Below are 24,066 nucleotides of genomic sequence, written 5' to 3' on the forward strand. Positions count from 1 at the left end.
TATCGTTCGCCCTGAGCAATGAAGGTCCGCGATCCCTTCGACATGGATCGCGGACCTTCATCGTCAGGAGACGGAACTCTCCGGGCTCAGCCCGGCAACAACGTCTCGACGCTGGATCTTGCCGACGACGTTGCGCGGCAACTCTTTCCAGCATTCGATGCGGTCGGGAGTCTTCGAACCACGCAACAGTCCACGGACGTAGGCTCGCAGCTCCTCGCCGTCCACCCGGGCGCCGGCCCTGGACACGACCACGGCCTCGATGCGCTGCCCCCACTCCTCGTCCGGTACGCCGACGACCACCGCGTCCTCGACGTCCGGGTGCCGGGTCAGCACATCTTCGATCTCGGCGGGCGCGATGTTCTCCGCGCCGCGGATGATCGTGTCGTCGATCCGCCCCTCGATGAACAGGTAGCCCTCGGAATCAATCCGGCCGCGGTCCCGTGTATCGAAGAACCCCTGGCTGTCCACCGATGATCCGCGACCTGCGTATTCGCTGGAGACCTGTGCCCCACGGACCCAGATCACGCCGGTCTCCCCTGAAGCTACCGGTTTACCCTCCTCGTCCCGGATGACGAGCTCGATCGAGGGCACCGGCCGCCCGGCCGACATGAGTCGATCACGCTGCGCGGCAACGGTACTGGACAGCGCAGCGCGGTGTTCCTCGGGTCCGAGTATGGAGATCGTGGAGCTGGTCTCGGTCAGCCCGTAGGCATTGACGAAATCGACGGCGGGCCATTCCCGCAGCGCCTGCTCGATCACCTTCAGTGGCATCTTCGCGCCACCGTACGACAACAATCGCAGCGACGGCACACTCCGGTCGCCGTCGTGGCTCATGATGCGAGCGAGCATGGTCGGCACCACCATCGCCTGGGTCACCGATTCGGTGCGAACCGTCTGCAGCCAACGCTGCGGATCGAACACCTCCAGAGTCAGAAAGCGCCGTCCCGCATAGAGATTGGTCAATACGTTGGACACCGCCGCGATGTGGTACGGCGGCACGCTCATCAAGGCGGCGTCATGCTGATCCGCCGCACCGAACTCCACGGTCTCCAATACGTAGGAGGCCAGGTTCTCGTGCCGGAGCACCACACCTTTCGGCTTGGATGTCGTGCCACTGGTGTAGATGATCACCGCCGGTGCGTCGGTCGGGGTGACCTCCATCGACTCCGGCACCGAGGCGGCGGCCCGGTCGAGCCACTCCCGCGGGGTCACCGCATCCCGGCCGGAGCGCGCGAGCGCGGCGGTCTGCGGTTCGTCTGCGATTGTCACAGCATGGGGGTGATTGGCCAGTAGTTCGTCGAGTTGCTCCGCGCCGAGCCGATAGTTCAGCGGAACCAGCGGTACGCCGGCGATGGCGGCAGCGAACAGCGCCACTGGGAAAGCGGGTCCGTTGACCGCCAGATAGACCACCGCGTCAGCATTCGCCTCGCGAATCAATTCGGCACCGCCGGCTGCCAATTCGCGTAGTCGGCTTCCGGTGATCGCCGCGCTGCGGGTTCCGACCACGCCGCGGTCGGCGAATCCGTCCGCGGCCATGTCGAGCAGCAGTGTCAGATGCATCGCGCACTCGTTTCAGTCAGAGGACGGCAAGGGTTTGGCCCCCTTGATCGTCAGAGGGACGCCGTTGACGGCGAGCGTGCCCTGGCCGGCCTTGGCCACCAGCAACTCGATGCCGATCTGTTCATCGGCGTACCGCTTGCCGAGCTGGGTGCCGTCCCGCTGGTCCGGATCCGCGGGCTGCCGGGCCGCCGCATCCGCCGCCTGCGGATCCACCATTTCCGCCCCGCCGCAGGTAATGCTCACCTGGGTGGCGGGCGCGCGCACGACAACCACCCGAGTGTCGTCGACCGCGCTGGCGAGCTGCTGTCCTGTTCGCGGATTCATCGCTGGAACCTTCCTGATCGAGATACAGAATACGATAACCTAGTTAGTGTATTTGGGTCCAGCTCGTCACTAAATCTAGAACATATATATAAACTGCATCCGGATTGACACTCCTGACCGCTACCGGGCGCGGACGAGTGCGCCTATCGACGACAAATTCTTCCGGCTTGCATCTATAAGAGGAACTTCCTTGTCCAGCAACAGATTTCACATCAACACCAACTCGAACCCCACCGGGGCCACGGTCGCCCCGCGACTCGGCGAACTCGGATACAACACCGCTGTCGCGTGCTACGAAACCGAGCTGGCGATGCATCTACCGACCTCTCGCCCGTTCGGCCTGACCGAGCAGTCGTGGTACCTCTACGGTGGCTGGCGCGATGCCTCCGGAGCGCTGCACATCGTCGAGCGGAAGTTCTGCGGCCCGATGACCGCTGGGCTGTGGCTGATGAACACCCGCTCGGGAAAGGTTTCGCTGGCCCCCGAGTCGCTGCAGACCGTGCGTGGCGAGGTCAAACGCGAGTACAGCGCGCAGGAGCATCACCTGTTCGGCTCGCTGCTGGGCAAGGCCGGCGGCGCCCCCGAGGAGGGCCTGGACTTCCGGCTCCGCGGCGACGGCCTGAGCTGGCGCGAAGGCGAGATCCTGGGCCTGGAGGGCACACTGGTCGGCCCCGGCATCCAGATCGCGAGTATCGATCACGAGGAGCCGTTCTTCTACACCAGCGAGTTGTACCGCATCGAGGGCAAGGTCCTCGGCGAAGACGTACGCGGGTTCGTATTCCTCGATCACGGCTATTGGCCGCACGGTGCGGACTGGAAGGAGTTCCGGATCTTCAACGAGACGCAGTTGTCCTGGTCGGCCTTCGCCACCGAATTCGAGGACGGAACCGTCGAGTGGGGCCAGGTCGCCATCGGGCGCGAAGGGTTCAACTTCGTCGCCGTCGCCGACGAGAAGGGCCCGGTCACCATGCAAGCGGGCACGCGCGGCGGATTCGACCCCGACGCCGATGACTGGGCACAGCGCATCGGATACCAAACCGACGATGGACAGACCTGGGTGTTCGAACTCGAACCCGGCGGCCAGATGGCCCAGTTCTCCGACGCCCGCTGGGGTGGCTACCGTGCGCAGGCCGGTCGCATCCTGCGCCACGGCGAGGACCGCCCCGTCCGAGTGGCATTCAGCTGGGGCGAAACCTTCATCACGCGGTTCCGCGACGAGGGCGTCGGCGGAGTCGACGAACTGCTCTCCCACTCCTGAAACGTATCGACAACACACCCCGTGCCCGCGGTGACGACGCGGCGCGGACGGTCCACCTGCACGAGAACACGTGCGCTCGACCTCGAAAATCCTCGTCGCGATATTGAAATGCGTCGGATTGTGTTCGGCACAAACACAATTCGCGACCGCCGGGCCGCCGCAGGACGCCCGGACGGTGGCCGTCCGCGGTGGCAAGACGGGACCGTCCGGTACCCGCCGACGCGGATCGGGGATCGGCCGCCGACGCCTGACCACCGTGCCGAACTCATTTTGCGTTCAGTGAGCGGTGTAACCGCCGTCCACCGAGTAGAACGAACCGGTGACGAAGGACGCCTCGTCCGACAGCAGGAAGGCCACGACCGCCGCGACCTCGCGCGGCGTACCCAGACGGCCGATCGGATGCAGTGCGGCCACGGCATCACGGACATCGGGCCGTTCGGCGGTCATCGGGCTCTCGATGACGCCGGGGCCCACGGCGTTGACCCGCACGCCCCGCGCGGAGAATTCCAGTGCGGCACTTCGGGTCAGCCCGACGACGGCATGTTTCGCCGCGGCGTAGGCGCCGCCGCCCGCCATTGAGACGGCGCCGAACATTGAGGACATATTGACGATGGACCCGCCGCCGGTGGCGAGCATGGCGGGGATCTCGGCCTTCATACAGAGCAGCACGCCGTCGAGGTCCACGGCGGTGACTCGCCGCCAGGTTTCGAGTTCGATCTCGGTGGTGTGCGGCTGCTCGCTGTCGCCGATGCCGGCGTTGTTCACCGCCATGTCCAGACGCCCGAAAGCGTTGACCGCCGCATCCACCATCGACCGGGCGTCGGCTTCCACGGTGACATCGGTGTGGTGCGCAATAGCGTTCTCGCCCAGGCGATCAGCGACTCGTCGAGCCGCCGTCTCATCGATGTCGGCGATGACCACCCGCGCTCCGCGTTCGACCAGCAGAGCGGCGGTGGCCTCACCGATTCCCGATCCGGCTCCGGTAACCACCGCAACCTTGCCCGACAACGCTGTCATGACATACCTCCGCAAATATCAGTAACCTTCGCCGAAGCGCGATTTCGCTCCGCAGCGGTTACGAAAGGCCCGAAAGACCTTCTGCCGCTGCGGAACTCACTGGTCTTCGCCGATCATCGACGGTCGGGGACTACGCATCGCCCCAGCCGAGATACTTGATCTCGGTGTACTCGGCGACGCCGAGGTCGCCGCATTCGCGGCCGACGCCGGACTGCTTGTATCCGCCGAACGGGCCCTCCGTCGTGGACGCCGTCGCGTTCACCCGGACCTGTCCGGCGCGGATCCGCCGGGCCAGCCGCACACCCAGGTCGACGTCGCGGGTCCACACGGCGCCGACCAGGCCGTATTCGGAATCGTTGGCCAGCGCGACGCCCTCGTCCGGATCGCCGCTGTAGCGGATCACCGAGATGACCGGGCCGAAGATCTCCTCGCGGGCCACGGTCATGTCGTTGCGCACATCGACCAGAAGAGTCGGTTCCAGGAAGTATCCGTTGCCCGGTACGTCGGGGCGCTTGCCGCCGAAGGCGATCGAGGCGCCCTCGTGCACGGCGTCGGCGAGACTCGCCTCGATTCGACCGAGTTCCCCGGCGCTGATGACCGGGCCCATCATCGTCTGCGGATCGTGCGCCGAACCGACCCGCACCTTGCCCAGCGCCGCGACGAAGGCCGCCACGACCCTGTCGTGCAGGGAATCGGGCACCAGAATCCGGGTGAGCAGGCCACAGCCCTGTCCGGCCAGGGTGACGAATCGCATCGCCGCCGCGACCATCGAGGGCACATCGGCGTCCGGCAGCGCCAGCAGCGCGGACTTGCCACCGAGTTCGAGCAGCGCGTGCTTCAACGATCCACCCGCCGTGGCGGCGATGCCGCGCCCTACCCCCGAGGAACCGGTGAACGCGATCATGTCGACGCGGGGATCTCCCACCATCAGGCGGCCGACCTCGCCGCCGCCGGTGATGACGTTCAGGACCCCCGCGGGGAGCCCTGCCTCGAGGGCGAGCTCCCCGAGCAACAGCGCGCACCCCGGCGCCTCGGGAGAAGGCTTGAGCACCATGGTGTTTCCGGTGACCAGCCCCGGGGCGACCTTCCACAGGTTGAGCAGATGCGGCGCGTTCCACGGCGTGATCGCCGATACCACGCCGCGAGGTTCACGGGCGATGATCTGCCGGGACCGCGGCGGTCCGGGCAGATCGGCCAATTCACGATCCAGGCCGCGCGCACCGCGGTCGATCATGTCGCGGTAATGATCCATCGGCCTGCGCACCTGCCCGGCCTCGGCGATCAGCCGCGGGGTGCCGACCTCGGTCGCCACGAGATCGGTGAACCGGCCGGTATCGGCCTCGATCAGGTCACCGAGGCGATGCAACGCCGCGGCCCGTTCGGCGACCGGCAGATGCGGCCACGGCCCCTCGTCGAACGCCCGTCGCGAGGCGGCGATCGCGGCCTCCGCCTCGGCGGGACCGCCGAGCCACACCTCTCGCACGACCTCGCCGATCGAGGGATCGACCACAGGAAGCGTGGCGCCGTCCGATGGGCCGACCAGTTCACCGTCGATGAGCAGATCCCGCGGCGGCGTACCTACCGCGGTCATGCCGCCAAGCCCGCGTCGAAGATGACGGGCATGGCGGCGACTCCGCGCATCATCATCGGGCCGTGCGGCCGGAACTCGTAGGTGTCGGCGAGCCTGATATCGGGCAGCCGGTCCAGCAGAACCTCCAGCACAACGGTGGCCTCGAGCCGGGCCAGCGACGAACCCACGCAGAAATGCTCGCCGAAGCCGAAGGTCAGATGTGTGCGGTTGCGTGCGGCCGGACGATCGATATCCCAGGTGTCGGGGTCTTCCCACATGGACGGATCGCGATTGGCGTTGCCGACCGCGTTGCACACCATCGTCCCGGCGGGGATTCGCGTCCCCGCGAACTCGGTGTCCGCGTACGTCATTCGCGGAACCCAGTACAGCGGCGGTTCGCAGCGCAGAGTCTCCTCGATGACGTTCGGGATCAGCGATCGATCCTGCTTCAGCTGCTCCCACCGGGACCGGTCCGACAGCAGGAAGTGCAGCATCGAGCCGATCAGGTTGGCGGTGGTGTCGGTACCGGCGAGGATGAGCTGGCGCACCAGCGCGAGCAGCTCGCCGGTGCTGAGCCGGTCGTTGCCGTCGTGCGCTTCGATCAGGTCGGTCAGCAGATCCTCACCAGGCGTGACGCGCCGTTCCTCGATGATCTGATTCACGTAGGCGCGCAATTCGGGGTCGGACGCCGCATAGCCCGACTTGCCCGGCGCCGCTTGGGAAATGGCGTCGTCGGCCCAGTGCACGAAGGTGCTGCGGTCGCCCGGCGGGATGCCGATCAGTTCGGCGATCACCATGGCGGGCAGGATGAATGCGAATTCCGCGCACATATCGGCGCAGCCCCGTGCGGCGAACGTGTCGATGAGTTCGTTGGCGATGTCGTGGGTCGGCTGTTCGAGGCGCTTGACCGCCTTCGGAGTGAACGCCTTGACCACCAGTTTGCGCAACCGGTTGTGGTCGGCGCCGTCGATGTGCACGAGGCTCGGCTCGATACCCGGTGCGGGCGGCTTCAATTGATTCCGGAAACCCTCCGGATCGCGGAAGACCCTGGAGACGTTCTCGTAGCCGGTGATCACCACACTGCCGGCGAGGCCGTTGTTCACCGGACAACGCGCGTGCGCCGCGGCGAGCGCGGAGTACGGGTCGACTGTGGGCGTGAAGACATCGAGCGCGGCGCTCTCCTCACGAGCCGGTGTTCCGGACATCCGTTCCTCCAAAAGTCTTCTCCGGCCGGCATCGTCCACGCCAGCCCAATGCATTAACCAGGTTAGTTAATTCGGATTGCAGGGTCAATCATCGATGCTGATGGCCCGTTCCGGACACGCCTGGGCGCCCGCGCGGGCGGCTTCGGCCAATTCCCCCTCCGGCGCGAGCACGCGGACCACACAGAAGCCGTCGTCGTCGGGCTCGAACACATCGGGCGCGTGCGTGTAGCACTGTCCGTGCCCGGCGCACAGTTCCGGATCCACCGACACTTCCATCACGACATCGCCGTTTCGGCCGCCGGAACGCCGCAGCGAGCGCGCAGGTCGGCTGCCGTGGCCGGTTCCAGACCCCGAGCTTGAATCAATTCAACGGCGCGCTCGACCATTTCGGTATTGGTCGCGGTCGGAAACGCCCAGGGGCAGTCGCCGATCCCGACGCGGATCCCCAGCCCGCGGTCCAGCGCCCGCTCCCACAGCTTCTCGGCACGCTCCGCCGAACTCATCGCATACGGGACCACGACGGTCTCGTGCTCGATACCGGCCGGTATACGAGAGAGCAGGAAGTCGATGACATCCGGGTCGGGATCGTTGTTGGAGACCCAGCGGTCGGAGAAGAAGAGCTTGATGTTGAGCGGTTGGCTCAGGATTCCGATCCGCGCGGCCAGGGCCACCCATCGCATATCGGCCGCGTTGAACACCGCGATATTGGGGATCAGCCCCAGCTCGCGGAACCGGTCGAGTTCGGGAGGGTAGGGCGGGCGCGAGTTGTTCGGATCGTCCGGGCCGAAACTCACCACACCGAAGCGGTTCTCCTCCTCGAGCCACAGCACCCGCTTGACGTGCTGCACCGGATCGAACGGGGTCAGCAGCAGCCGGGTTCCTGCCGGCGGCCGCTCGGCCAGCGCCCAGATGTGTTCCAGGCTGCCGTGATAACTCGGATAGGCCAGCACGTCGACCTCACGCGCCGCGGCGGACAGCACCCGCCGCGACACCTCGTCATCGGTCCAGGCCTGCCGTCCGTCGTCGTAACGAGCGTGGAAGTGCACCGCGGTGGCTCCGGCGCGGATGACCGACACGACATCCGGAGCCACCTCGTCGGCGCCGTAGGGCACGTTGGGGTTGTCCTGCTTCGAGACGACCTCGTTGACGCCTACCTCGAGGTAGACCTTCCCATCGTCGTGCAAACTCATCACATACTCCTGGTCCTCGCCGTCGCGGATGGACTCCCGGCGTACGGGCGCGACTGCCGCAAATGTTGAATCTCGTTGAAAGAGCGGAGTTTCCACCGCAGGTCAGCGGTGATCTGGATCCGGGTCATCGAGGCATATACCGCTTCCACGACCGAGCGCCCGGGATGGTCCAGCGCCTTGCGCGCAGCCGCGTTCACCACGCCCCCGTGCGCGAACACGGCAACGACGCCGCCGAGGTTGTCGGCGACGATCCGTTCGAGCGCATTGACCACCCGCACCTGATATCCGTCCAGAATCGCGGGCGCCTCCGGACTATCGATCCAGGCCCGGAATCTGTCCAGACGTGGATCCTGTTCCGCTCGCATCTCCTCCAAGGGGATGTAGTAGTCCGCACCCAGCTCGAATTCGGCCAGGTCGGCGTCGACATGCACGGGCAGGTCGAGCAACCGGGCGGCCGGACTCGCGGTCTCGGCGGCCCGTCGCATATTGCTGCTGTACAGGGCGGTAATCGGTTCCTGCGCAAGCCATTCGCCGACCGCCTGGGCCTGGCCCCGCCCGATCGGACTCAATTCCGGATCCGGGCGCGGAGTGTTCTCGACCCGGACCGGGAGGCCGTGCCGGACGATCAGGATCTCGGTGAACTCGGAAGTACCCACGATGTCCTTCACCAAATCCGTCATCGCCGCACCAGCACCGTCGCGCCCGCAGTCGGGCCGCCACCGACACCAACCGCGACCGTCCGAGGCGCTCCCGCCTGACGATCACCGCCGAGTTCCCACAACTGGACGCAGGCCTCGTAGAGCAGGCCGCAGCCGTGCAGACGACCGGCCGAGAGCTGGCCGCCGCCGGTGTTCAACGGCAACTCACCGTCCAGCGCGATGCGCCGGCCGCCGTCCAGGAACGGCCCGGCCTGGCCCTTGTCACAGAAGCCCAGCGCCTCGAGCCACACCAGCGGCAGGAACGAGAACCCGTCGTACAGCTGCACCTGGTCGACGTCCGCGGGCCGCAACTCGCTGCGCTCCCACAGGTGCGCGGCGGCGTCCCAGGCGGCCATCTCGGTCATATCGGGCCACTGGTCCCACAGCGGCCGATGCCGCATCGCCCAGCCGAATGACTCGATGCCCAGCGCGGGGCGCGGGCCGTCGTCGGCGGTGTCGACGTGCGAGACGATGAACGCCACCGAACCGTCGCACGGCACATCGCAGTCGAACATCCCGAACGGCGTGGAGATCATCCGCGCGCCGAAGTAGTCCTCGAGAGTCATCGGCGCCCGGTACACCGCGGCCGGATTGCGCCCGGCGTTGCGCCGGTTGTTGACCGCGATCGTGCCGAGATGTTCTCGGGTGGTACCGAATTCGTACATGTGCCGCTGGGCGTACAGCGCGATCCAATTGGCGGGCGAGTGCGCGTCGAACGGAGCCAGCCAGCGCCGGAAACCGCTCACCGGGGCATTGGCACCGGAAACCACCGTCCCGCCGCGACCGGCGCTGCCCTGCGCGGTCGCCTCGCCGACGGTCCGGTAGACCAGCACGTGGCGCGCGAGCCCGGTGGCCACGGCCAGGCACGCGGAGAAGAATCCGCCCAGCTGGCCGCCTTCCGGGCCGCCGTAGGTCCAGTTGGTCTCCAGCGCGAGGGCGGCCTCGACCTCCAGAGCGCCCGGACCGGCGAGGCCGGGCGTGTCGAAACCGCCGCCCGGAAACGTGGCCAGGCCATCGATATCGTCGCGGGTCAGCCCGGCATCGGCGATCGCCGCCTGACATGCCTCCAGTGTCAGATCGAGTTCGCTGCGCCCAAGCCGCCGCCCGATCCGCGAGGCGCCGATCCCGCGGACGACCGCGTCGCGCTCCGGTCGCCGGTCACTCATTCGGCACCTCCGGCCGGGGCGAAGAGGGGAACATAAAGACCGCCCTCGACCCGCTCGAAACGAACGGCGATCCGCATACCGATATGCACCTGCGAAACATCCTCGACGTCGATCAGCCTGCTGGCGAAACGCAGTCCGGGCTGCTCTGCCAATTCGGCGATGATCACCACGAAAGGCACCGCGAGGCCCGGACTCCACTGCTGATGGTTGATGGTGAACGTGTACACGGTGGCCTGCCCGCTGACCGGCTGGAAGACCACCTCGCGCGACAGGCAGCGAAAGCACACCGGCGAGGGTGGGTGCTGGAACTTTCCGCACGACCGGCACAGCTGCATCCGTAGCACGCCGTCCGCGCCCGATCGCCAGAACGGCTCGTCGTCGACGGTGACCGCCGGTATCGCTCGCTCGACCCGGACCGCTGCCTCGCCCGTCACGCCCGCTGCCACCGCAAGAGTCTCCTCACCGTACTTCCCATCGACAGAAAGATATCACGTGGTTATATATTTCTAAAGGTGCATCCGGCCGTTCGACGACCGCGAACAGCACGTCCCCTCACGCACGAAGCTAAACCGTTCTCCGCACGATGGCGTCGAAGAGGCCGGGCAGAAAACGCCGCATCCGCCACATGACGGTGGAGCCGCGCCCCGGAAAGACGAACACCTTACCGCGTGGGCGCGCGAGCGCGGCGTCGACGGCATCGAGCACGGTCTCGGGGGCGATCGGCACCGCCAGTTTCGTTGCGCGACGCGACATCCCCTGATCGAAGATGTCGTCCAGCATCGGCGTGCGAACCGCCGGCGGGCACACGCACCGCAGCGCGATGCCGGACCCGGCGAGTTCGAGTTTCAGTGTCTCCGCCAGCCCCACGACCGCAAACTTGCTCGCGGTATAAGCGCCCATCCGAGGCGTGGCGAACCACCCGGCGAGCGAGGCGAACAGGACCAGCTCGCCCGCCCCGCGCCGTCGCATCTGTGGCAGCACAGCCCGCACCCAGTGCACCGTGCCGAGATAGTTCACCTCGATCACCCGGGCGAACCGTTCGTTCGAAACGTCCTGCACCGAACCGGAAACAGCGATTCCCGCGGCATTGACCAGCCGGTCCACCCGTCCGTATCGCTCCTCGACGGCCGCGGCAACCCGATCGACCTCATCGGGTCGGCTGACGTCGCAGGCATGGGTCGATACCCCGTCGCGCCGGGCCAACGCCTTCAGCGGCTCCCCCGGCAGATCGACCGCGGCGACCCGCCACTCCCGCGCCACGAGGCGCTCGACCGTCAGCAGCCCGATCCCGCTGGCCGCGCCGGTTACTATCGCAGTTCGTGACATCACTGCTCCAGAAATAGATTACGTGGTTATATATTTTGGAGATTAGCAAAGGATGTCGCATGAAAAGCTGGTTTACCGATACCGTCGTCAATGCGAAATATCCGCTGTTCACCAGGGCAAACGCCGGCGAGGTCGCGCCGGCGCCGCTGACGCCCCTGGGCTGGACCCTGTTGTGGCAGCGCGGATGCACCCCCGGCACGGTGGACGCCTACTTCGAGAGCGGGGTATTCGATCCGTCCGAATCGGACGGGCTGGACACGATCTACGGCTGCTTCGGCGGCTACCTCATGCTGAATCTGTCCATCCTGCGCCGGCGAGCGGCGCGCGCCCCTGGCACCTCGGTGACCGCGATGGAGCAACTGCTGCTCGGACAGCATACGGGCGTGCCGCCGTACCAGCCGGATCCAGCCGACGACGCACCCGAGCGGCAGGCCGAGATCGGTGCCCGGCTACAGCGATTGCTCGCCGTGACGGAACTACCGCAACTCGACGAAGACGCCCGCCTCGTGCGTCGGATCCGCTCCGCGCGTGGCGATCTCACCGAATTCACCGATCATGAACTCGTCTCACGCGCAAGGGATCTCGCGTCGGTAGTCCGGCAGATCTATCCCCGGCACGTGCTGATGTCGACCGGCGCCGGAGCGGGCGACGGGATGCTGCGCCGGGCGTGTGCGGCGGTCGGCCGCGCGGACCTAGCCGTCGGATTCATCTCCGGAATCGGCGGCGTCGACTCGGTCGGGCCGGTACGGGATCTGTGGGAGATGTCCCGGCGAACGCGGCACGCGCCGATCATCGATCGGACCTTCGAGTCCGGCGGCCCCGCGGCCGTGCTGGATCTGCTCAACCGCGAATCCGGCAGCGACCTGGACGGTTTCCGCGGCAGCTGGGAGCGGTATATCGCGGAGTACGGTTATCGTGGAGCGGCCGAGTGGGATCCGGGCGCAGATTCCTGGCAGACCCGGCCAGAGCTGCTGCTCGCGCTGCTGAACGGACTGCGCCGCATCGACGACGACCGGGCACCGGACCTGTCCGCCGAGTCTGCCGATCACAGCGCGCTACGCGCCGAATTCCTTGCCGCCGAACCGGATTCGGAAACGACAGAACTCCTGGACAACGGATTGCGGGTGTCGGCGCTCTATCTCGCGGGCCGCGAGCGCAGCAAGACGAATCTGATGATCGTGGTCAACGAAATGCGTTCGGCGATAAGCGAACTCGGCAGGCGCCACCTGGCCGACGGTGCCGCCGTCGCCATGCTGCGCGATGACGAACTCGACGATTTCATCGCAGCCCCGGGTTCCTTCGATGACGAGATCCGGGAACGTAGCATGCGTTTCGGCGAACTGCGTGATCTCGAGCCGCCGTACATCGTCGACACCGCTCCCCCGCCGCTGTCGAACTGGCCCGTTCGAGCGGTGACAGACACGCACCCTCGGGCCCAGCGCGGCGACGTCCTGACGGGGCTCGCGGGCAGCCCGGGCACCGTCGCGGGTCGCGCTCGCATTCTGCGCGACAGTGACGATGTCGATCTGCTGCAATCCGGTGACGTGCTGATCACCCCGACGACCGACCCGGCCTGGACTCCGGCCTTCCTGATCGCCGCCGCCGTCGTCGTCGAAACCGGCAGTGTGCTCAGCCACGCGGTCATCGTCTCGCGTGAACTCGGCACACCCAGCGTCATCTCGCTGGCCGCGGCCACCACCCGCATTCGCGATGGGGATCGGATCCTGGTGGACGGGGCCCACGGCACGGTCACGATCCTGTGAAACCAAACGCCGCCCGCGACCGCCACGGAGACGATCGCGGGCGGCAAGCGACCCGGCGCGGGGGAATTGGGCAGGGACAAAGCGCGGGGTCGCGGTCTCAGGAGGGCAGCACTCGTCGTGCCACCAGTTCGGCGCGGAACCGTTCCGGCGTGGAGAACAGCACAGCGCTCAGGCCGACCTCGATCGCCGCCATCACATTGGCCGGGGTGTCGTCGACGAACAGCACCGGACCGGCGGACAGATTCAAGCGCTGGAGAAGTGCGGCGAAGATCCGCGGATCCGGTTTGCGCACACCGACTTCCGACGAGTCCACGATGACCTCGAAAGCGTCGATCGGCAGCACTCCGCTGTTCCACCAGGAGCGGGCCTCACGGACATTGTTGGTGAGCAGACCCAGCCGGGTGCCCGCATCCGCCAGTTCCCGCACCAGCTCGACCATTTCCGGACGCACTCGCTGCCCGGCGGCCATGGCGGCGGCCAGGCGCCGAATATCCACCTTGGCATCGAACCCGGCCTGTACGTCCACACACGTCGTTTTGAGGAAATCGCGCATCGTCGACGCCCCGGTTTCCACCGCCTGGAATCCGGGGCTGTCCCGGAGCAGGTCGGAGAAGGTCGACTCGGGCAGGCCGAGCTCGCGTGCGTACTCGTCACATGCGATGAAGGGGTCCTCGGTCAGCACCCCGCCCATGTCGAAGACCACGGCCGCCACCTCGGGTGGAGCACCCACGGACGCTCCACCCGTCGCGGTATCCGGGCTCACGTCGGACCCGGCGCCGAGGCGTGAGCGGCGAGGATCCGGTCCGCGGCCGCCTTCAGCTCCTCGGCGCGCTGCTGTTCGGCCGCCACCTCGGCGCGCAACCGCGCCGAGTCGGGACCGTCCGGATCGGCGACCAGCGACTCGGACGCGCGCTGCGCCCGTTCGCGAGCCAGGCGAACCTCCATCGCCAATCGCTCGGACGCCTCGCTGATGGTCAGGAGATCCTCGTCGTCCCAATCGGATTCGCCGAGCATCTGCTCGGGCGGGATGGGTTCGACCGGTGCCGGCATGTCACCGATCCTGCCGCGGGAAGTTGAACAGCGTGCGGGCATTGGTCTCGACGATCTTGCGAACCTGCTCGTCCGGAACGTCCGCGAAAACATCCTGCGCGATCTTGCGGCTGTTGGGCCAGTTCGAATCCGAATGCGGGTAGTCACACTCCCACAGGATGTTGTCCAGCCCGACATCGAACCGGTTCTTCAACCCGTGCCGATCGTCGATGAAGCACGAGTAGACGTGCTCGAAGTACAACTCCGAGGGACTGACGGTCTGATCGATGTTCTGGTAGTAGCGATGCCGCTTCCACACGTAGTCGGCCCGTTCGATGATGTACGGCACCCAGCCGATGCCTCCCTCGGACAGCGCGACCTTCAGCTTCGGATGCTTGTGGAATACCGGCGAGAACAGCAGATCGGTCAGCGCCGACATCGAATTGGTACCGAACAGCGTAATGCTCACCGCCAACGGCCCGTCCGCCGACGGACGCGGCGACTGGCCCGAGGTCCCGAAGTGCAGCGACAGCGGCAGATCCAGCTCCTCGGCGGCAGAGAACACCGGATCCCAGTGCTCGCTGTGCACCGAAGGAAGACCCAGCGGGGCAGGGTTTTCCGGGAATGCGATGGTACGCGCGCCCTTCGCGGCGGTGCGATGAATCTCCTTCACCGCCTCCTGCACATCCCACAGCGGCAGAATCACCAGCGGGATATAGCGGTGCGGCGCCGCGGCGCACCACTCATCGAGGATGAAGTCGTTGAACGCCCGCACCGAGGCCAGCGCGACCGCCCGATCCGGACCCTCGAGAAATACCGTCCCGGCGAAACGCGGGAACGACGGAAAGCACAGTGCCGCTTCGACTCCGTCGAGATCCATATCGGCCAGCCGCTGCACCGGGTCGTAACAGCCCGGCAGCATCTCGTCGAAGCGCGCGGGGTCGATGCCGTACTCTTCCGGGCTCTTACCAGCAACCGCATTGAGCCCGATCTGGGGGAAGCGCTTGCCCTGATACTCCCAGACCTGACTCGGCGGCCCGCCCTTCTCGCGCGGCACCTCCACGATGTGCGGCCCCAGAGCCCGGTACTTCTCCGGGAGCCGGTCCGCCCAGACCCGCGGATGTTCGATCAGGTGATCGTCGACCGATATGAGGTGCATATCCGGCTGGAGTGGCATCTCATCTACCTCCTGTTGAAAATCGGTGGCTGCCGCACATCAGCGCGCACGCCGTTCCAGAATGTGCACCGCGCAGGAGCTGCCCAGGCCCAGGACATGAGCCAAACCCACTCGCGCACCGTCGATTTGCCGGTCACCGGCGTCGCCACGCAGATGCGACACGATCTCGAACACCCCGGCCACGCCGGTCGCGCCGAGCGGGTGCCCCTTCGACAGCAGACCACCGGAGACGTTCACCGGCATGGCGCCGTCCCGCCACGGAGCACCCGAATCCAGGAATTCGGCGGCGCCGCCGGGCTCGCACAGTCGCAGGTTCTCGTAGTGCAGCAGCTCCGCGGTGGCGAAGCAGTCGTGCAATTCGACCAGATCCAGATCCGACGGACCCAGGCCCGCCTGCTCGTACGCCTGGGTCGCGGCATTGCGGGTGACGGTATTGACGTCCCACGAGGCCTCGGCGGCCTCGTCGAAGGGGTCCGAGACCAGGACCGAGGCCGCGATGCGGACCGCGCGATCACGAACCCCCGGTTCGAGTTTCGCCAGCGCGGCATCGCTCGCGATCACCACGGCCGCCGCGCCGTCCCCGGTGGGCGAGCACATCAGCGCGGTATTCGGGTAGGCGATCATATCGGCCGCGCGGATATCGTCGAAACTGAATTCCTTGCGGTACTGAGCATAGGGATTCAGTGCCGAATGACCGTGGTTCTTCTGGGCGATCTTGAAGAAATGATCGACCGTGGCACCGGGATTCTCTGCCAGATAACGAATTCCGGCCTCAGCGAAGACACCGGGCATCAAGGTGCTGCCGATCAGACCCTCGGTGTCCATGACCGAACCGTCCCGCCCACGCGGGGTGAATTCGCTGCCGCGCGGTTCCTCGGGTGCGGCGAGCAGACCGCGTTTGCCGAGCTGCTCACAACCGATTGCCAGGGCCAGGTCCGCTTCGCCGGCCCGGATCGCCAGCAGCGCGGTCCGGATCGCGGTCGCGCCGGTTGCGCAGGCGTTCACCACATTGTGCACCGGCACGCCGGTCTGCCCGATTTCGTGCAGAATCCGTTGTCCCACGCCGGTCATCGACTCGAACACATTGCCCACGGCCACCATCTGCATCTGGCCGATCGCGCAGTCCGCGTCCCGCAGGGCCTCGCGCGCCGCACGGGCGCCGAGGTCCACGACGTCGAATTCGGGATAGCGTCCGAACGGGGTCATCGCGGCCCCGATCACCCATACCGACTCGCTCACGCTCACGCCGACTCCTCGATCTCGAAGGTGAACCCGACCGCCTGCACGCCGCGGCTATCGGCGCCGACCACGGCGGTCCGCAGCCGGGCGGTCCGGCCGACGGCCGCCACCGGATCCTGCGGAACGCCGGTCAGCGTGGTCCGCACGAACCCGCCGCCGTCCAAGGCGACGACACCACTGGTGAACGGAGTCTTCACCCCTTTGGGTGCACGATGGATCGTCGCCGCGCTCACGACCCGGCCGGTATTCGAAAGATCTTGCGGCCCGGTGAATTCGGCATTCCCACACGATCCACAGGCGCTGCGGCGCAGCAGGTACACCGCACCGCACTCGGCGCAACGGTGGCCATGCAAACGCGGTTCGTCACCGAGCTTCAGATAAGCGACAAGTGGAACCTGCTGCGGTTCAACGGTTTCGGTCTGTGTCATCACGGAAGTCCTCAACGGCCGATGATGCGGCCGGTGCTCTCCCACGCCTTGATGGCGGGCGGGAAGAATTCGTTGTACGAGTGGTAGTACTTCGGCGTGCGGGTTTCCCCGACGCGCCGGATCAGTCCTTCCGAGGAGCGGTAGAAGTCGTGCCCGGATGCCTGGTCCGGCAGTTCCCCGTCATCGACGCAGGTCCACTCCCAGTCGACGCCATCGACCTCGTAGTACATGTGCTCCGGGAACGTGTTCGGCTTGTACTTGATGTCGCGGGCGCGAACGTCGTCGGTCTTGTGCAGGACCTCACCCGAGTCGGTGGCGATCATAGCGAAGTTGAAACCGTTTGCGCCGTAACAGATGTGGCCCATCTCGACCGAACCGTCGGTGTATTCGGTGCCGAAGGGGGTCCAGGCCAGTTCCACGCCCTTGAAGAAATCGCTGTTGCGCCAGGTTACCCCGGGCGGCAGGTATGCCTGATCGACCCAGAGGAATCCCTCGGCCCGCTTGCCGAACGCGGTCCCCGAGACGCGGTGCTGCAACGAGCTGTAGAACAGCGGCGTCGGCCCGGACGGCACGTAGACCTGCATTCCCGGTCCGATTCGCCTGCCGGAGAAGGCGAGTTCCTCGCCCTCCCGGTACTCCACCGTGCGCTCGGCGCGAGTCAGCTCGAACGGCTGCCCGGTCGCGTAACCGGCCTCGGCCGGCTTGCTGCGCATCCGGTAGACGCCGTCGGAGACGGTGGTCTGGATCGGGCCGCGGAAGAACTCCTTGCCCTCCGGCAGCTCGATCTTGCGCAACGCTCCGTCACGAGACTCATTGCAGGTGAAGTGCATCGAACCTTCGAGCCCCAGCGCGGTGCGATAGGCGAAGTGCAGTTTGCCCTCGGCGTCGCGGAAGTTGAGGTAGAACCACGTGCACATCAGCGACAGACCGAAGTATGTCCGCGTCGGGTCGCCGTCCTCGGCAACCGGTTCGAAGGTGTCGACGATCGTCCGGTGGCCGAAATCGCCTTTGCTGTTTGTCATTTCGCTGATCACTCCGTCTCGGAAGCCGCGACTGGCGCGTCTTCGATCACTGTGATGGTTCCTTCGGCGCCGTCCACGCGGACGAGTTGGCCCGTACGCAGCACGCGCGTCGCGTCGATTGTGTTCACCACCGCCGGAATCCCGAACTCACGGGCCACGATCGCGGCGTGCGACATGGCGCCGCCGATATCGGTGACCACGGCGGCGGCGCAGCCGAAGAACGGCGTCCACCCGGTATCGGTCACGCTGGCGACCAGAATCTCGCCCGACTCCAGTTCGTCGTCGGCGTCGGACATGATCCGGACCCGGCCCTGGGCCACTCCCGGCGACACGGCGAGTCCGGAGACCACCCGGTCCGCCGCGGTCTCTTCGGCCTGGTCCGTACCCGGATGCCAGGGCTGCACGAAATGGACGGGTACCGGCAGTACGCGCAGCCGCTCGCGTTCCGCGCGACGGCGCCGCACGCGCTCCTTGGCGTCGGCGGGCGGCTGGTAGAGCTCGTCCAGCGGCAGGTAGGGCAGATCCTCCGGCGCCTCCAGGATGCCGCGGGCCGTCAGACGCTCACCCCACTCACGCAGAATCAGCCGCAGTTCCAACGAGATTCGCATACAGGCGTCGCGACTGCGCTCGCGGCGGGCGATGGCCGTGGTCGCGGTGTTGATCAACGCGCGCCCGATCGGACCGCCCGGAGCCTTGGCCCGCCCGGGCGGCGAGGACGGCGCCTCGAGCGACCCGACGATCGCCTTCACCAGCAGTTCCGGCGCGTCGGCGTAGACCGGATTCGCGAATTCGGTCTCGCCCGGACCGCGGTGCCCGCAGCGGGACACCAGATCGTCGAAGCGGGCCGCGAAGTCCGGCGCCTCCGCCCGGAGTTTCTCCAGCACGACATCGCGCTGGGTCTCGCGCATGATCCGCGCGATCTCGGTCCGGCGGCGAACCTCGTCGGCCAGCTCCCGGATCCCGTTGAGCAGTGCGGCACTACGCAAATTCTCGGTGCCGACCCGAACCGCCTCGACACCGACGGTGCCGTATCGCTGCTCGATCATCGTCATGGGCGCGCCGACGAGGAAAGTGTTGACGCAGTTGATATCCCAGGCCCGCACCAGGAAATCGAACACCTGGTCGAAATACTTCAGCAGCGCCTCGTCGGTCACGGCCGAGTAGTCCGGGCGCCGCGCGGCCAGATCCTCGGCCCGCTGCTCGATTCCGGCGACCTCGCCGTTCAACCCCGCGACCTGGGGGCCCGCGGCGGTCAGCACCTTGCCCAGACGGGCGAGTTCGCGCGCTCCCAGCTTCGGCGGCTTGTAGTCTTCCGGAAACGGCGTGCCGTGCATCTGATTGTCGAACGCGTCCTGGGTCTGTCCCGGGATCGAGGTAACCAGCTCGTGCATGATGCTGACGTTGTTGTACAGCCGATGCCCGATCGCACCGACCTGCTTGGTGCTGACCCGCTCGGCGGTGTGCTCTTCCACGGGTACGAGCCGGGTCACCATATTGGCCGCGCTGAACATGATGCGCAACGCGATACCCAGCGACAGCGGCGTCATCGGACCGGGGAATGCCTCGGAAAGATTCGCCGCAGTCCACTCCGGATAGTCCGGATCCGCTGTCGCGGTATCGAATTCACCGCCGGAGTTGTCGCCGATGATGTTCTCGCTGCGGCCGTCGTCCGCGGCGTGCCGGGCGGGCAGCACCGTCGGGGTGGCCAGTCGCCGCGGCTTGCGGATGGCCTTGAGTCCCAGATAGATATGCGACTTCGACCACTCGCCCATGTCCGCTATCGCCTCCGCCGAGGAGTACGCGCAGGTGAAGCCGAATTCGTTCTTCAGCCGGGTGGTGTCTCCGAGCGGATAGTGCAGGAACAGTTCCAGCAGATCGGGCATCTGCCGTACCCGCGGAATCAAGCCGACCGGACGGACCATCCCGCGCGCCGGGCCCCTGCCGATGTTCACCACCGGCCGTCCGACCAGGCCACCGATCTCGGTCCAGGTGACCGCGTCGTCCGCGACGAGGTTGACCGCGCCGGTCGGACCGCCCAGCGAGGCCTGAGCGAAGAACCGGCCGACATCGTCCTGGTGCACGAGTTGCAGGCGAGCAGCGCGTCCCGGCGTGACCACGACGGGCTGCCGGAAGATCTGCGCGGGCGCGCTCCACGCCTCGCGGCCGACCACGACTGTCGGGCGGACGCTGACGCCCTCCACACCCGACTCGGCGATCATCCGTTCGGCCCGAACCTTGTTTCGCTCGTACAGGAAACTCGCCGCGGGCCGCAGCGCCTCGTCCTCGGTGTAGGGCTGCGGATGATCGGCGTGCCCGCCATAGGTCGTGATCGACGAGGCGAACACCATCCGCCGGCAGCCGGTGCGCTCCATCGCTTCCAGCAGGTTGCGCGTGCCACCGATATCGATCCCCTCCGCCTGCTCGGCGGTCTGGATCGCGGACACCGTCCACGCGAAATGCGCGACCGCGCTGCAATCACGCATAGCCCGCGTGACCGAATCCGCGTCCTGTATATCCGCCTGCATATAGGTGACACCCGGGAGCGGACGCGCGGGCGCGCGCCGCGCCAGCACGACGACATCCGCCCCGAACCGCCGCAGCCACTTCACTGTGGCCGCACCGAAGGCTCCGGTGCCTCCGGTGACCAGTACCCGGCCAGCGTTTTCCATGGTTCCTCCGCTTGTGACGCCAGTCTCATTCTGGGTCAATTTAACATAACCTGGTTAGACAATTCTATGAATCTAGCCGTTGCCCGGAACGGCGACGACGACCGCCGCGGTCACGGCGACACCACCGCCCTCCCGGCTCAACGTCAGCGCCAGCTCCAGCTGGCGTTCCCCGTCGGATTCGGATGTCTTCTCCACTCGACCGGCACAGACCAGCACGTCACCGGGCCAGACCTGTTCGGAGAACCGCACCGAGAACAGCCGCACGCTCTCCGGACCGAACAACTCGGCGCAATAGGTGCCGAGATATCCGGCCTGCAACATGCCGACGCTGAAAGCGCCCGGCATCCCACCGGCCTTGGCGAACTCGTCATCGTGATGAACGGGGTTGAAATCGCCGCTGGCCCCCTGATACCGCACGATGTCGGTACGGGTCTGCGGGCCGAATCGGCGAACGGGCAGCTCCTGCCCCGGGCAGTGATCGCTCATGACCGTCCCCTCTCGATGACGGTGGCGCGTGCCTCGGCCACGACCCTCCCTTCCGGGTCGCGATACCGGGTCAGCAGGACGACGAAGGTCATCTCGCCGCCACGCTTGCCCGCTTTCGTGGTCACGGACTCCACACTCACCACGGCGTACAGCCGGTCGCCGGCGTGTGGCACCCCGCCGAAGAAGCGAAACTCCTGGCCGCCCTGCAATACCCGGGTCAGGTCCAGTCCCAGCAGGTCCACCAGCGACGGTCGATCCTCGGGCTCCCACAGCATCGAACTGATCAGGAACGTCGGCGGGATCGGGGCTCGCTCACCGCGATACACCGCCGAGGTCGCACCGGTCGCTCGGGCGAATTCGCGGATTTTGCCGCGCTCGACGTCCAAATCGAACTCCAGCAGCACCGAATCGACCAGTGCCGCAGCAGGATGCGTGGCCGTGGTCATCAGGAGGGCCGCCGACCGGTCATATCCGCCGCCGGAACCGCCCCGGCCACCAGACCGGGCAACACCTCGTCGAGCCGATCCAGGGTCCACCGCTGGTCACTGGAAATCTCGGGACCGTATGCCCAGCCGTCCACCACCGCGACCGTGCCGCCGATGACCGCGAAGACGCGGCCCGTGACGTCCTTGGAGGCTGTGCTGCCGAGCCACACCACTACCGGGGACACCGACTCGGGCGCCAGATCGATCGTCGAAGCCAGTTCGTGCACGGCCTTCAGGTCGTCGGTCATCCGGGTCAGGGCCGTCGGGGCCACGGCGTTCACGGTGATGCCGTACGGGGCGAGCTCCATTGCGGCGATCACGCTGAAACCCGCGATTCCGGCCTTGGCCGCACCGTAGTTCGTCTGGCCCGGGTTGCCGAACAGCCCCGATGGCGAGGTCGTATTGATCACGCGGGCGTCGTTGGACAGCCCGTCCTTGGCACGCTTGCGCCAGTACGCGGCGGCGTGATGGGTGGGTGCGAACGTGCCCTTGAGATGGACATTGATCACCGCGTCCCATTCGGGCTCGGTCATCGACACCAACATGCGGTCCCGCAGGATGCCCGCGTTGTTCACCAGCACATCGAGGTTGCCGTAGGTGTCCACCGCCTGAGCGATCAGGTTGGCCGCGCCGTCGAAGGAGCTGATGTCGTCGGTATTGGCCGTGGCCTCGCCGCCGGCGGCGACGATCTCGTCCACCACCGACTGCGCCGGTCCCACAGATCCGCCGCTGCCGTCACGACTGCCGCCGAGATCGTTCACCACGACCTTGGCGCCCGCGGCGGCGAAGGCCAGCGCGTGCGCGCGGCCGAGGCCGTTACCGGCGCCGGTCACGACGACAACGCGTCCGGCTACTGTTTCCGTCATTGGGTTCTCCTCGTCGTTCGGATCTAGGTCGGGTTCGCGGCGAGGTTGTCCGCCAACATCGCTCGAACCTCGCCGCGCAGTGGCTTCATTGCGGGGTTCTTGGGAATCTCGCCGACGAACATGATCTGCGTCGGCGCCTTGTAGGACTGCAGCTTGGATTTCACCCACGCCACCAGCTCGGCATCCTCGACCGGGGTACGAGCGACCACCGCCGCGGCCGGGACCTGGCCGAGTCGCTCATCGGCGATGCCGACCACAACAGCTTCTCGGACCGCGGGATGTTCCTCCAGGCAATGCTCGAGTTCCGCAGGGAACACCTTGAATCCGCCGCGATTGATCACATCGTCACTGCGTCCGTCGATCCAGACGAATCCGTCCTCGTCGACGCGGCCGATGTCGTTGGTACGTACCCAGCCCGCGGCACTGCCGCCCACGGCCTGCGCGGACCGCACCAGCAGCACCCCCGATTCACCCGCGGGTAACGGCTCGTCGCTATCGGAATCGACCACGGTGATCTGCACTCCCGGGTGCGGGCGGCCCACACTGCCCCGCTTGGTGCTCTTCCACGAATTCCAGTCGCGCAGACTCCATCCGGTGATGCCGCCGGTGAATTCCGTCGCTCCGTAGCTGAGCAACACCGGGCACCCGAACCGTTCCTCGAATTCGGCGGCCAGCTCCGGGCCGACGGGCGCCGCGCCCGCCCACACTGCCTTGAGACTGCACAACGTGGACGGATCCAGCTCTGCATCCAGCAGCATGCGCAGGGCAGCCGGGGGCACCGACACCGACGAGGGAGCGTGTTCGGCAACCAGTGCCGCCCACGCCTTCGGTTCGAACCGATCGGTCAGCACCGACCTGCCGGCACCGGTCAGTGCGGTGATCAGGGCCCACAGACCGGAGATGTTCACCGGCGGGAGCGACACGATCTGCACTCCGCCGCCGCGCACCTTCGCACCATTGCCGACCTTGCCGACGTAGTGTTCCTGCGCACTGTCGAGGGCATGCTCGATTTCACTGAACCGCAGAGGAATTCGTTTCGGCGGGCCGGTCGTACCACTGGTGAGCATGAGGATGGCGACGTCCTCGCCGATCGCACCGACCTCGGCGTCTGCGCGCCGCGGGAACACCACATTCATCCGATCGGCCGGCATCTCCAGTAGCAGCCCGAGCGCACCGATCGACTCCGTCGCGTCACGAATGGGCGTGCGTTTCCAGTCCTCGCCGTCGGCGAGCACGGCCGCCGGACCCAGCGCCAACACGTCCGAAGCCACCGTCGCATCCGGATTGAGCGGACTCAACACCACCAGCGGACGACGGAAGCCGAGCAGCGCAGCGAGCGCCGCCACGTGCCCTGGACGGTTGCGCATGTAGATCCCGACTGGAACACCGTCGCCGACCCCTGCTTCACGCAGCAGCGCATCGATCCGATCGACCCCCCGGCTCAGCTGCGCCGCCGTCCACCACACCCCCGAGTAGCACACCGCCGGCTCGTCATCACTGCGCCGCGCTATCCGGCGGATCTGCTCAGGCAGTCCCATCCCATCTCCTTGCTCGAACGGCCGAAACCGTGCAGCGGGTCAACCAAATT

At 66.9% G+C, this 24,066-nt stretch carries 24 protein-coding genes; 2 read left to right on the top strand and 22 right to left on the bottom strand.

Annotated features, from left to right (window positions below; genetic code table 11):
• Positions 1 to 63: 63 nt before the first annotated feature.
• Entirely contained in the window at positions 64 to 1,560 is a 1,497-nt protein-coding gene (locus tag ACQPXH_RS20840; protein ID WP_433598210.1) for a class I adenylate-forming enzyme family protein, read from the bottom strand.
• Between the two features lie 12 nt (positions 1,561 to 1,572).
• On the bottom strand, positions 1,573 to 1,884 hold the full coding sequence (locus tag ACQPXH_RS20845) for a hypothetical protein (RefSeq protein WP_433598211.1): 312 nt from the start codon (positions 1,882 to 1,884) through the stop codon (positions 1,573 to 1,575).
• A gap of 190 nt (positions 1,885 to 2,074) precedes the next feature.
• On the opposite strand from ACQPXH_RS20845, the gene ACQPXH_RS20850 reads away from it, so the two are divergent.
• Positions 2,075 to 3,142, top strand: coding sequence for a hypothetical protein (locus ACQPXH_RS20850; RefSeq protein ID WP_433598212.1), 1,068 nt, complete (start codon positions 2,075 to 2,077; stop codon positions 3,140 to 3,142).
• Positions 3,143 to 3,418: 276 nt separating this feature from the next.
• Here the strand turns inward: ACQPXH_RS20850 and ACQPXH_RS20855 are convergent, their stop codons facing one another.
• The 9 genes from ACQPXH_RS20855 to ACQPXH_RS20895 form a co-directional block, all read right to left on the bottom strand.
• The gene (locus ACQPXH_RS20855; protein ID WP_433598213.1) at positions 3,419 to 4,159 is read right to left on the bottom strand and encodes an SDR family NAD(P)-dependent oxidoreductase; all 741 of its coding nucleotides are present in this window, start codon (positions 4,157 to 4,159) and stop codon (positions 3,419 to 3,421) included.
• Positions 4,160 to 4,289: 130 nt separating this feature from the next.
• A complete protein-coding gene (locus tag ACQPXH_RS20860) occupies positions 4,290 to 5,750 on the bottom strand; it encodes an aldehyde dehydrogenase family protein (protein ID WP_433598214.1) in 1,461 nt (486 codons plus the stop codon).
• On the bottom strand, positions 5,747 to 6,934 hold the full coding sequence (locus tag ACQPXH_RS20865; RefSeq protein ID WP_433598215.1) for a cytochrome P450: 1,188 nt from the start codon (positions 6,932 to 6,934) through the stop codon (positions 5,747 to 5,749). The genes ACQPXH_RS20860 and ACQPXH_RS20865 overlap by 4 nt, the downstream gene beginning before the upstream one ends.
• Positions 6,935 to 7,018: 84 nt before the next feature.
• On the bottom strand, positions 7,019 to 7,210 hold the full coding sequence (locus tag ACQPXH_RS20870; protein WP_433598216.1) for a ferredoxin: 192 nt from the start codon (positions 7,208 to 7,210) through the stop codon (positions 7,019 to 7,021).
• Entirely contained in the window at positions 7,210 to 8,124 is a 915-nt protein-coding gene (locus ACQPXH_RS20875) for a 3-keto-5-aminohexanoate cleavage protein (RefSeq protein ID WP_433598217.1), read from the bottom strand. Before ACQPXH_RS20875 ends, ACQPXH_RS20870 begins: the two co-directional genes overlap by 1 nt.
• Positions 8,124 to 8,804 (bottom strand): histidine phosphatase family protein, encoded by a 681-nt coding sequence (locus tag ACQPXH_RS20880; RefSeq protein ID WP_433598218.1) that lies wholly within the window; start codon positions 8,802 to 8,804, stop codon positions 8,124 to 8,126. The genes ACQPXH_RS20875 and ACQPXH_RS20880 overlap by 1 nt, the downstream gene beginning before the upstream one ends.
• Positions 8,801 to 9,988: a thiolase family protein gene (locus ACQPXH_RS20885; RefSeq protein WP_433598219.1), complete on the bottom strand. Its 1,188-nt coding sequence runs from the start codon at positions 9,986 to 9,988 to the stop codon at positions 8,801 to 8,803. Before ACQPXH_RS20885 ends, ACQPXH_RS20880 begins: the two co-directional genes overlap by 4 nt.
• Positions 9,985 to 10,434, bottom strand: coding sequence for a Zn-ribbon domain-containing OB-fold protein (locus ACQPXH_RS20890; protein ID WP_433598220.1), 450 nt, complete (start codon positions 10,432 to 10,434; stop codon positions 9,985 to 9,987). Before ACQPXH_RS20890 ends, ACQPXH_RS20885 begins: the two co-directional genes overlap by 4 nt.
• 118 nt (positions 10,435 to 10,552) lie before the next feature.
• Positions 10,553 to 11,314, bottom strand: coding sequence for an SDR family NAD(P)-dependent oxidoreductase (locus ACQPXH_RS20895; protein ID WP_433598221.1), 762 nt, complete (start codon positions 11,312 to 11,314; stop codon positions 10,553 to 10,555).
• Positions 11,315 to 11,373: 59 nt separating this feature from the next.
• On the opposite strand from ACQPXH_RS20895, the gene ACQPXH_RS20900 reads away from it, so the two are divergent.
• Entirely contained in the window at positions 11,374 to 13,077 is a 1,704-nt protein-coding gene (locus tag ACQPXH_RS20900) for a PEP-utilizing enzyme (RefSeq protein ID WP_433598222.1), read from the top strand.
• A gap of 97 nt (positions 13,078 to 13,174) precedes the next feature.
• Here the strand turns inward: ACQPXH_RS20900 and ACQPXH_RS20905 are convergent, their stop codons facing one another.
• The 11 genes from ACQPXH_RS20905 to ACQPXH_RS20955 all read right to left on the bottom strand — a co-directional run bounded on the left by ACQPXH_RS20905 (position 13,175) and on the right by ACQPXH_RS20955 (position 24,016).
• On the bottom strand, positions 13,175 to 13,807 hold the full coding sequence (locus tag ACQPXH_RS20905) for an HAD family hydrolase (RefSeq protein ID WP_433598223.1): 633 nt from the start codon (positions 13,805 to 13,807) through the stop codon (positions 13,175 to 13,177).
• 29 nt (positions 13,808 to 13,836) lie between these two features.
• Positions 13,837 to 14,127: a hypothetical protein gene (locus ACQPXH_RS20910; RefSeq protein ID WP_433598224.1), complete on the bottom strand. Its 291-nt coding sequence runs from the start codon at positions 14,125 to 14,127 to the stop codon at positions 13,837 to 13,839.
• A 1-nt stretch (position 14,128) separates the two neighbouring features.
• A complete protein-coding gene (locus tag ACQPXH_RS20915) occupies positions 14,129 to 15,283 on the bottom strand; it encodes an amidohydrolase family protein (protein ID WP_433598225.1) in 1,155 nt (384 codons plus the stop codon).
• Positions 15,284 to 15,322: 39 nt separating this feature from the next.
• Entirely contained in the window at positions 15,323 to 16,528 is a 1,206-nt protein-coding gene (locus ACQPXH_RS20920) for a thiolase C-terminal domain-containing protein (protein ID WP_433598226.1), read from the bottom strand.
• Positions 16,525 to 16,950, bottom strand: a complete 426-nt coding sequence (locus tag ACQPXH_RS20925; protein WP_433598227.1) for a Zn-ribbon domain-containing OB-fold protein — start codon at positions 16,948 to 16,950, stop codon at positions 16,525 to 16,527. The genes ACQPXH_RS20920 and ACQPXH_RS20925 overlap by 4 nt, the downstream gene beginning before the upstream one ends.
• An 11-nt stretch (positions 16,951 to 16,961) precedes the next feature.
• Positions 16,962 to 17,972: a hypothetical protein gene (locus tag ACQPXH_RS20930; protein ID WP_433598228.1), complete on the bottom strand. Its 1,011-nt coding sequence runs from the start codon at positions 17,970 to 17,972 to the stop codon at positions 16,962 to 16,964.
• An 8-nt stretch (positions 17,973 to 17,980) separates the two neighbouring features.
• On the bottom strand, positions 17,981 to 20,641 hold the full coding sequence (locus ACQPXH_RS20935) for an NAD-dependent epimerase/dehydratase family protein (RefSeq protein WP_433598229.1): 2,661 nt from the start codon (positions 20,639 to 20,641) through the stop codon (positions 17,981 to 17,983).
• A gap of 72 nt (positions 20,642 to 20,713) precedes the next feature.
• Positions 20,714 to 21,127, bottom strand: a complete 414-nt coding sequence (locus ACQPXH_RS20940; RefSeq protein WP_433598230.1) for a MaoC/PaaZ C-terminal domain-containing protein — start codon at positions 21,125 to 21,127, stop codon at positions 20,714 to 20,716.
• Positions 21,124 to 21,573, bottom strand: coding sequence for an FAS1-like dehydratase domain-containing protein (locus tag ACQPXH_RS20945; protein WP_433598231.1), 450 nt, complete (start codon positions 21,571 to 21,573; stop codon positions 21,124 to 21,126). The genes ACQPXH_RS20940 and ACQPXH_RS20945 overlap by 4 nt, the downstream gene beginning before the upstream one ends.
• Positions 21,573 to 22,478, bottom strand: coding sequence for an SDR family oxidoreductase (locus ACQPXH_RS20950; protein ID WP_433598232.1), 906 nt, complete (start codon positions 22,476 to 22,478; stop codon positions 21,573 to 21,575). Before ACQPXH_RS20950 ends, ACQPXH_RS20945 begins: the two co-directional genes overlap by 1 nt.
• 23 nt (positions 22,479 to 22,501) lie before the next feature.
• A complete protein-coding gene (locus ACQPXH_RS20955; protein ID WP_433598233.1) occupies positions 22,502 to 24,016 on the bottom strand; it encodes a class I adenylate-forming enzyme family protein in 1,515 nt (504 codons plus the stop codon).
• Positions 24,017 to 24,066: the final 50 nt, after the last annotated feature.

The organism is Nocardia sp. CA-135953, from assembly GCF_050955735.1.
Classification (GTDB): Bacteria; Actinomycetota; Actinomycetes; order Mycobacteriales; family Mycobacteriaceae; genus Nocardia.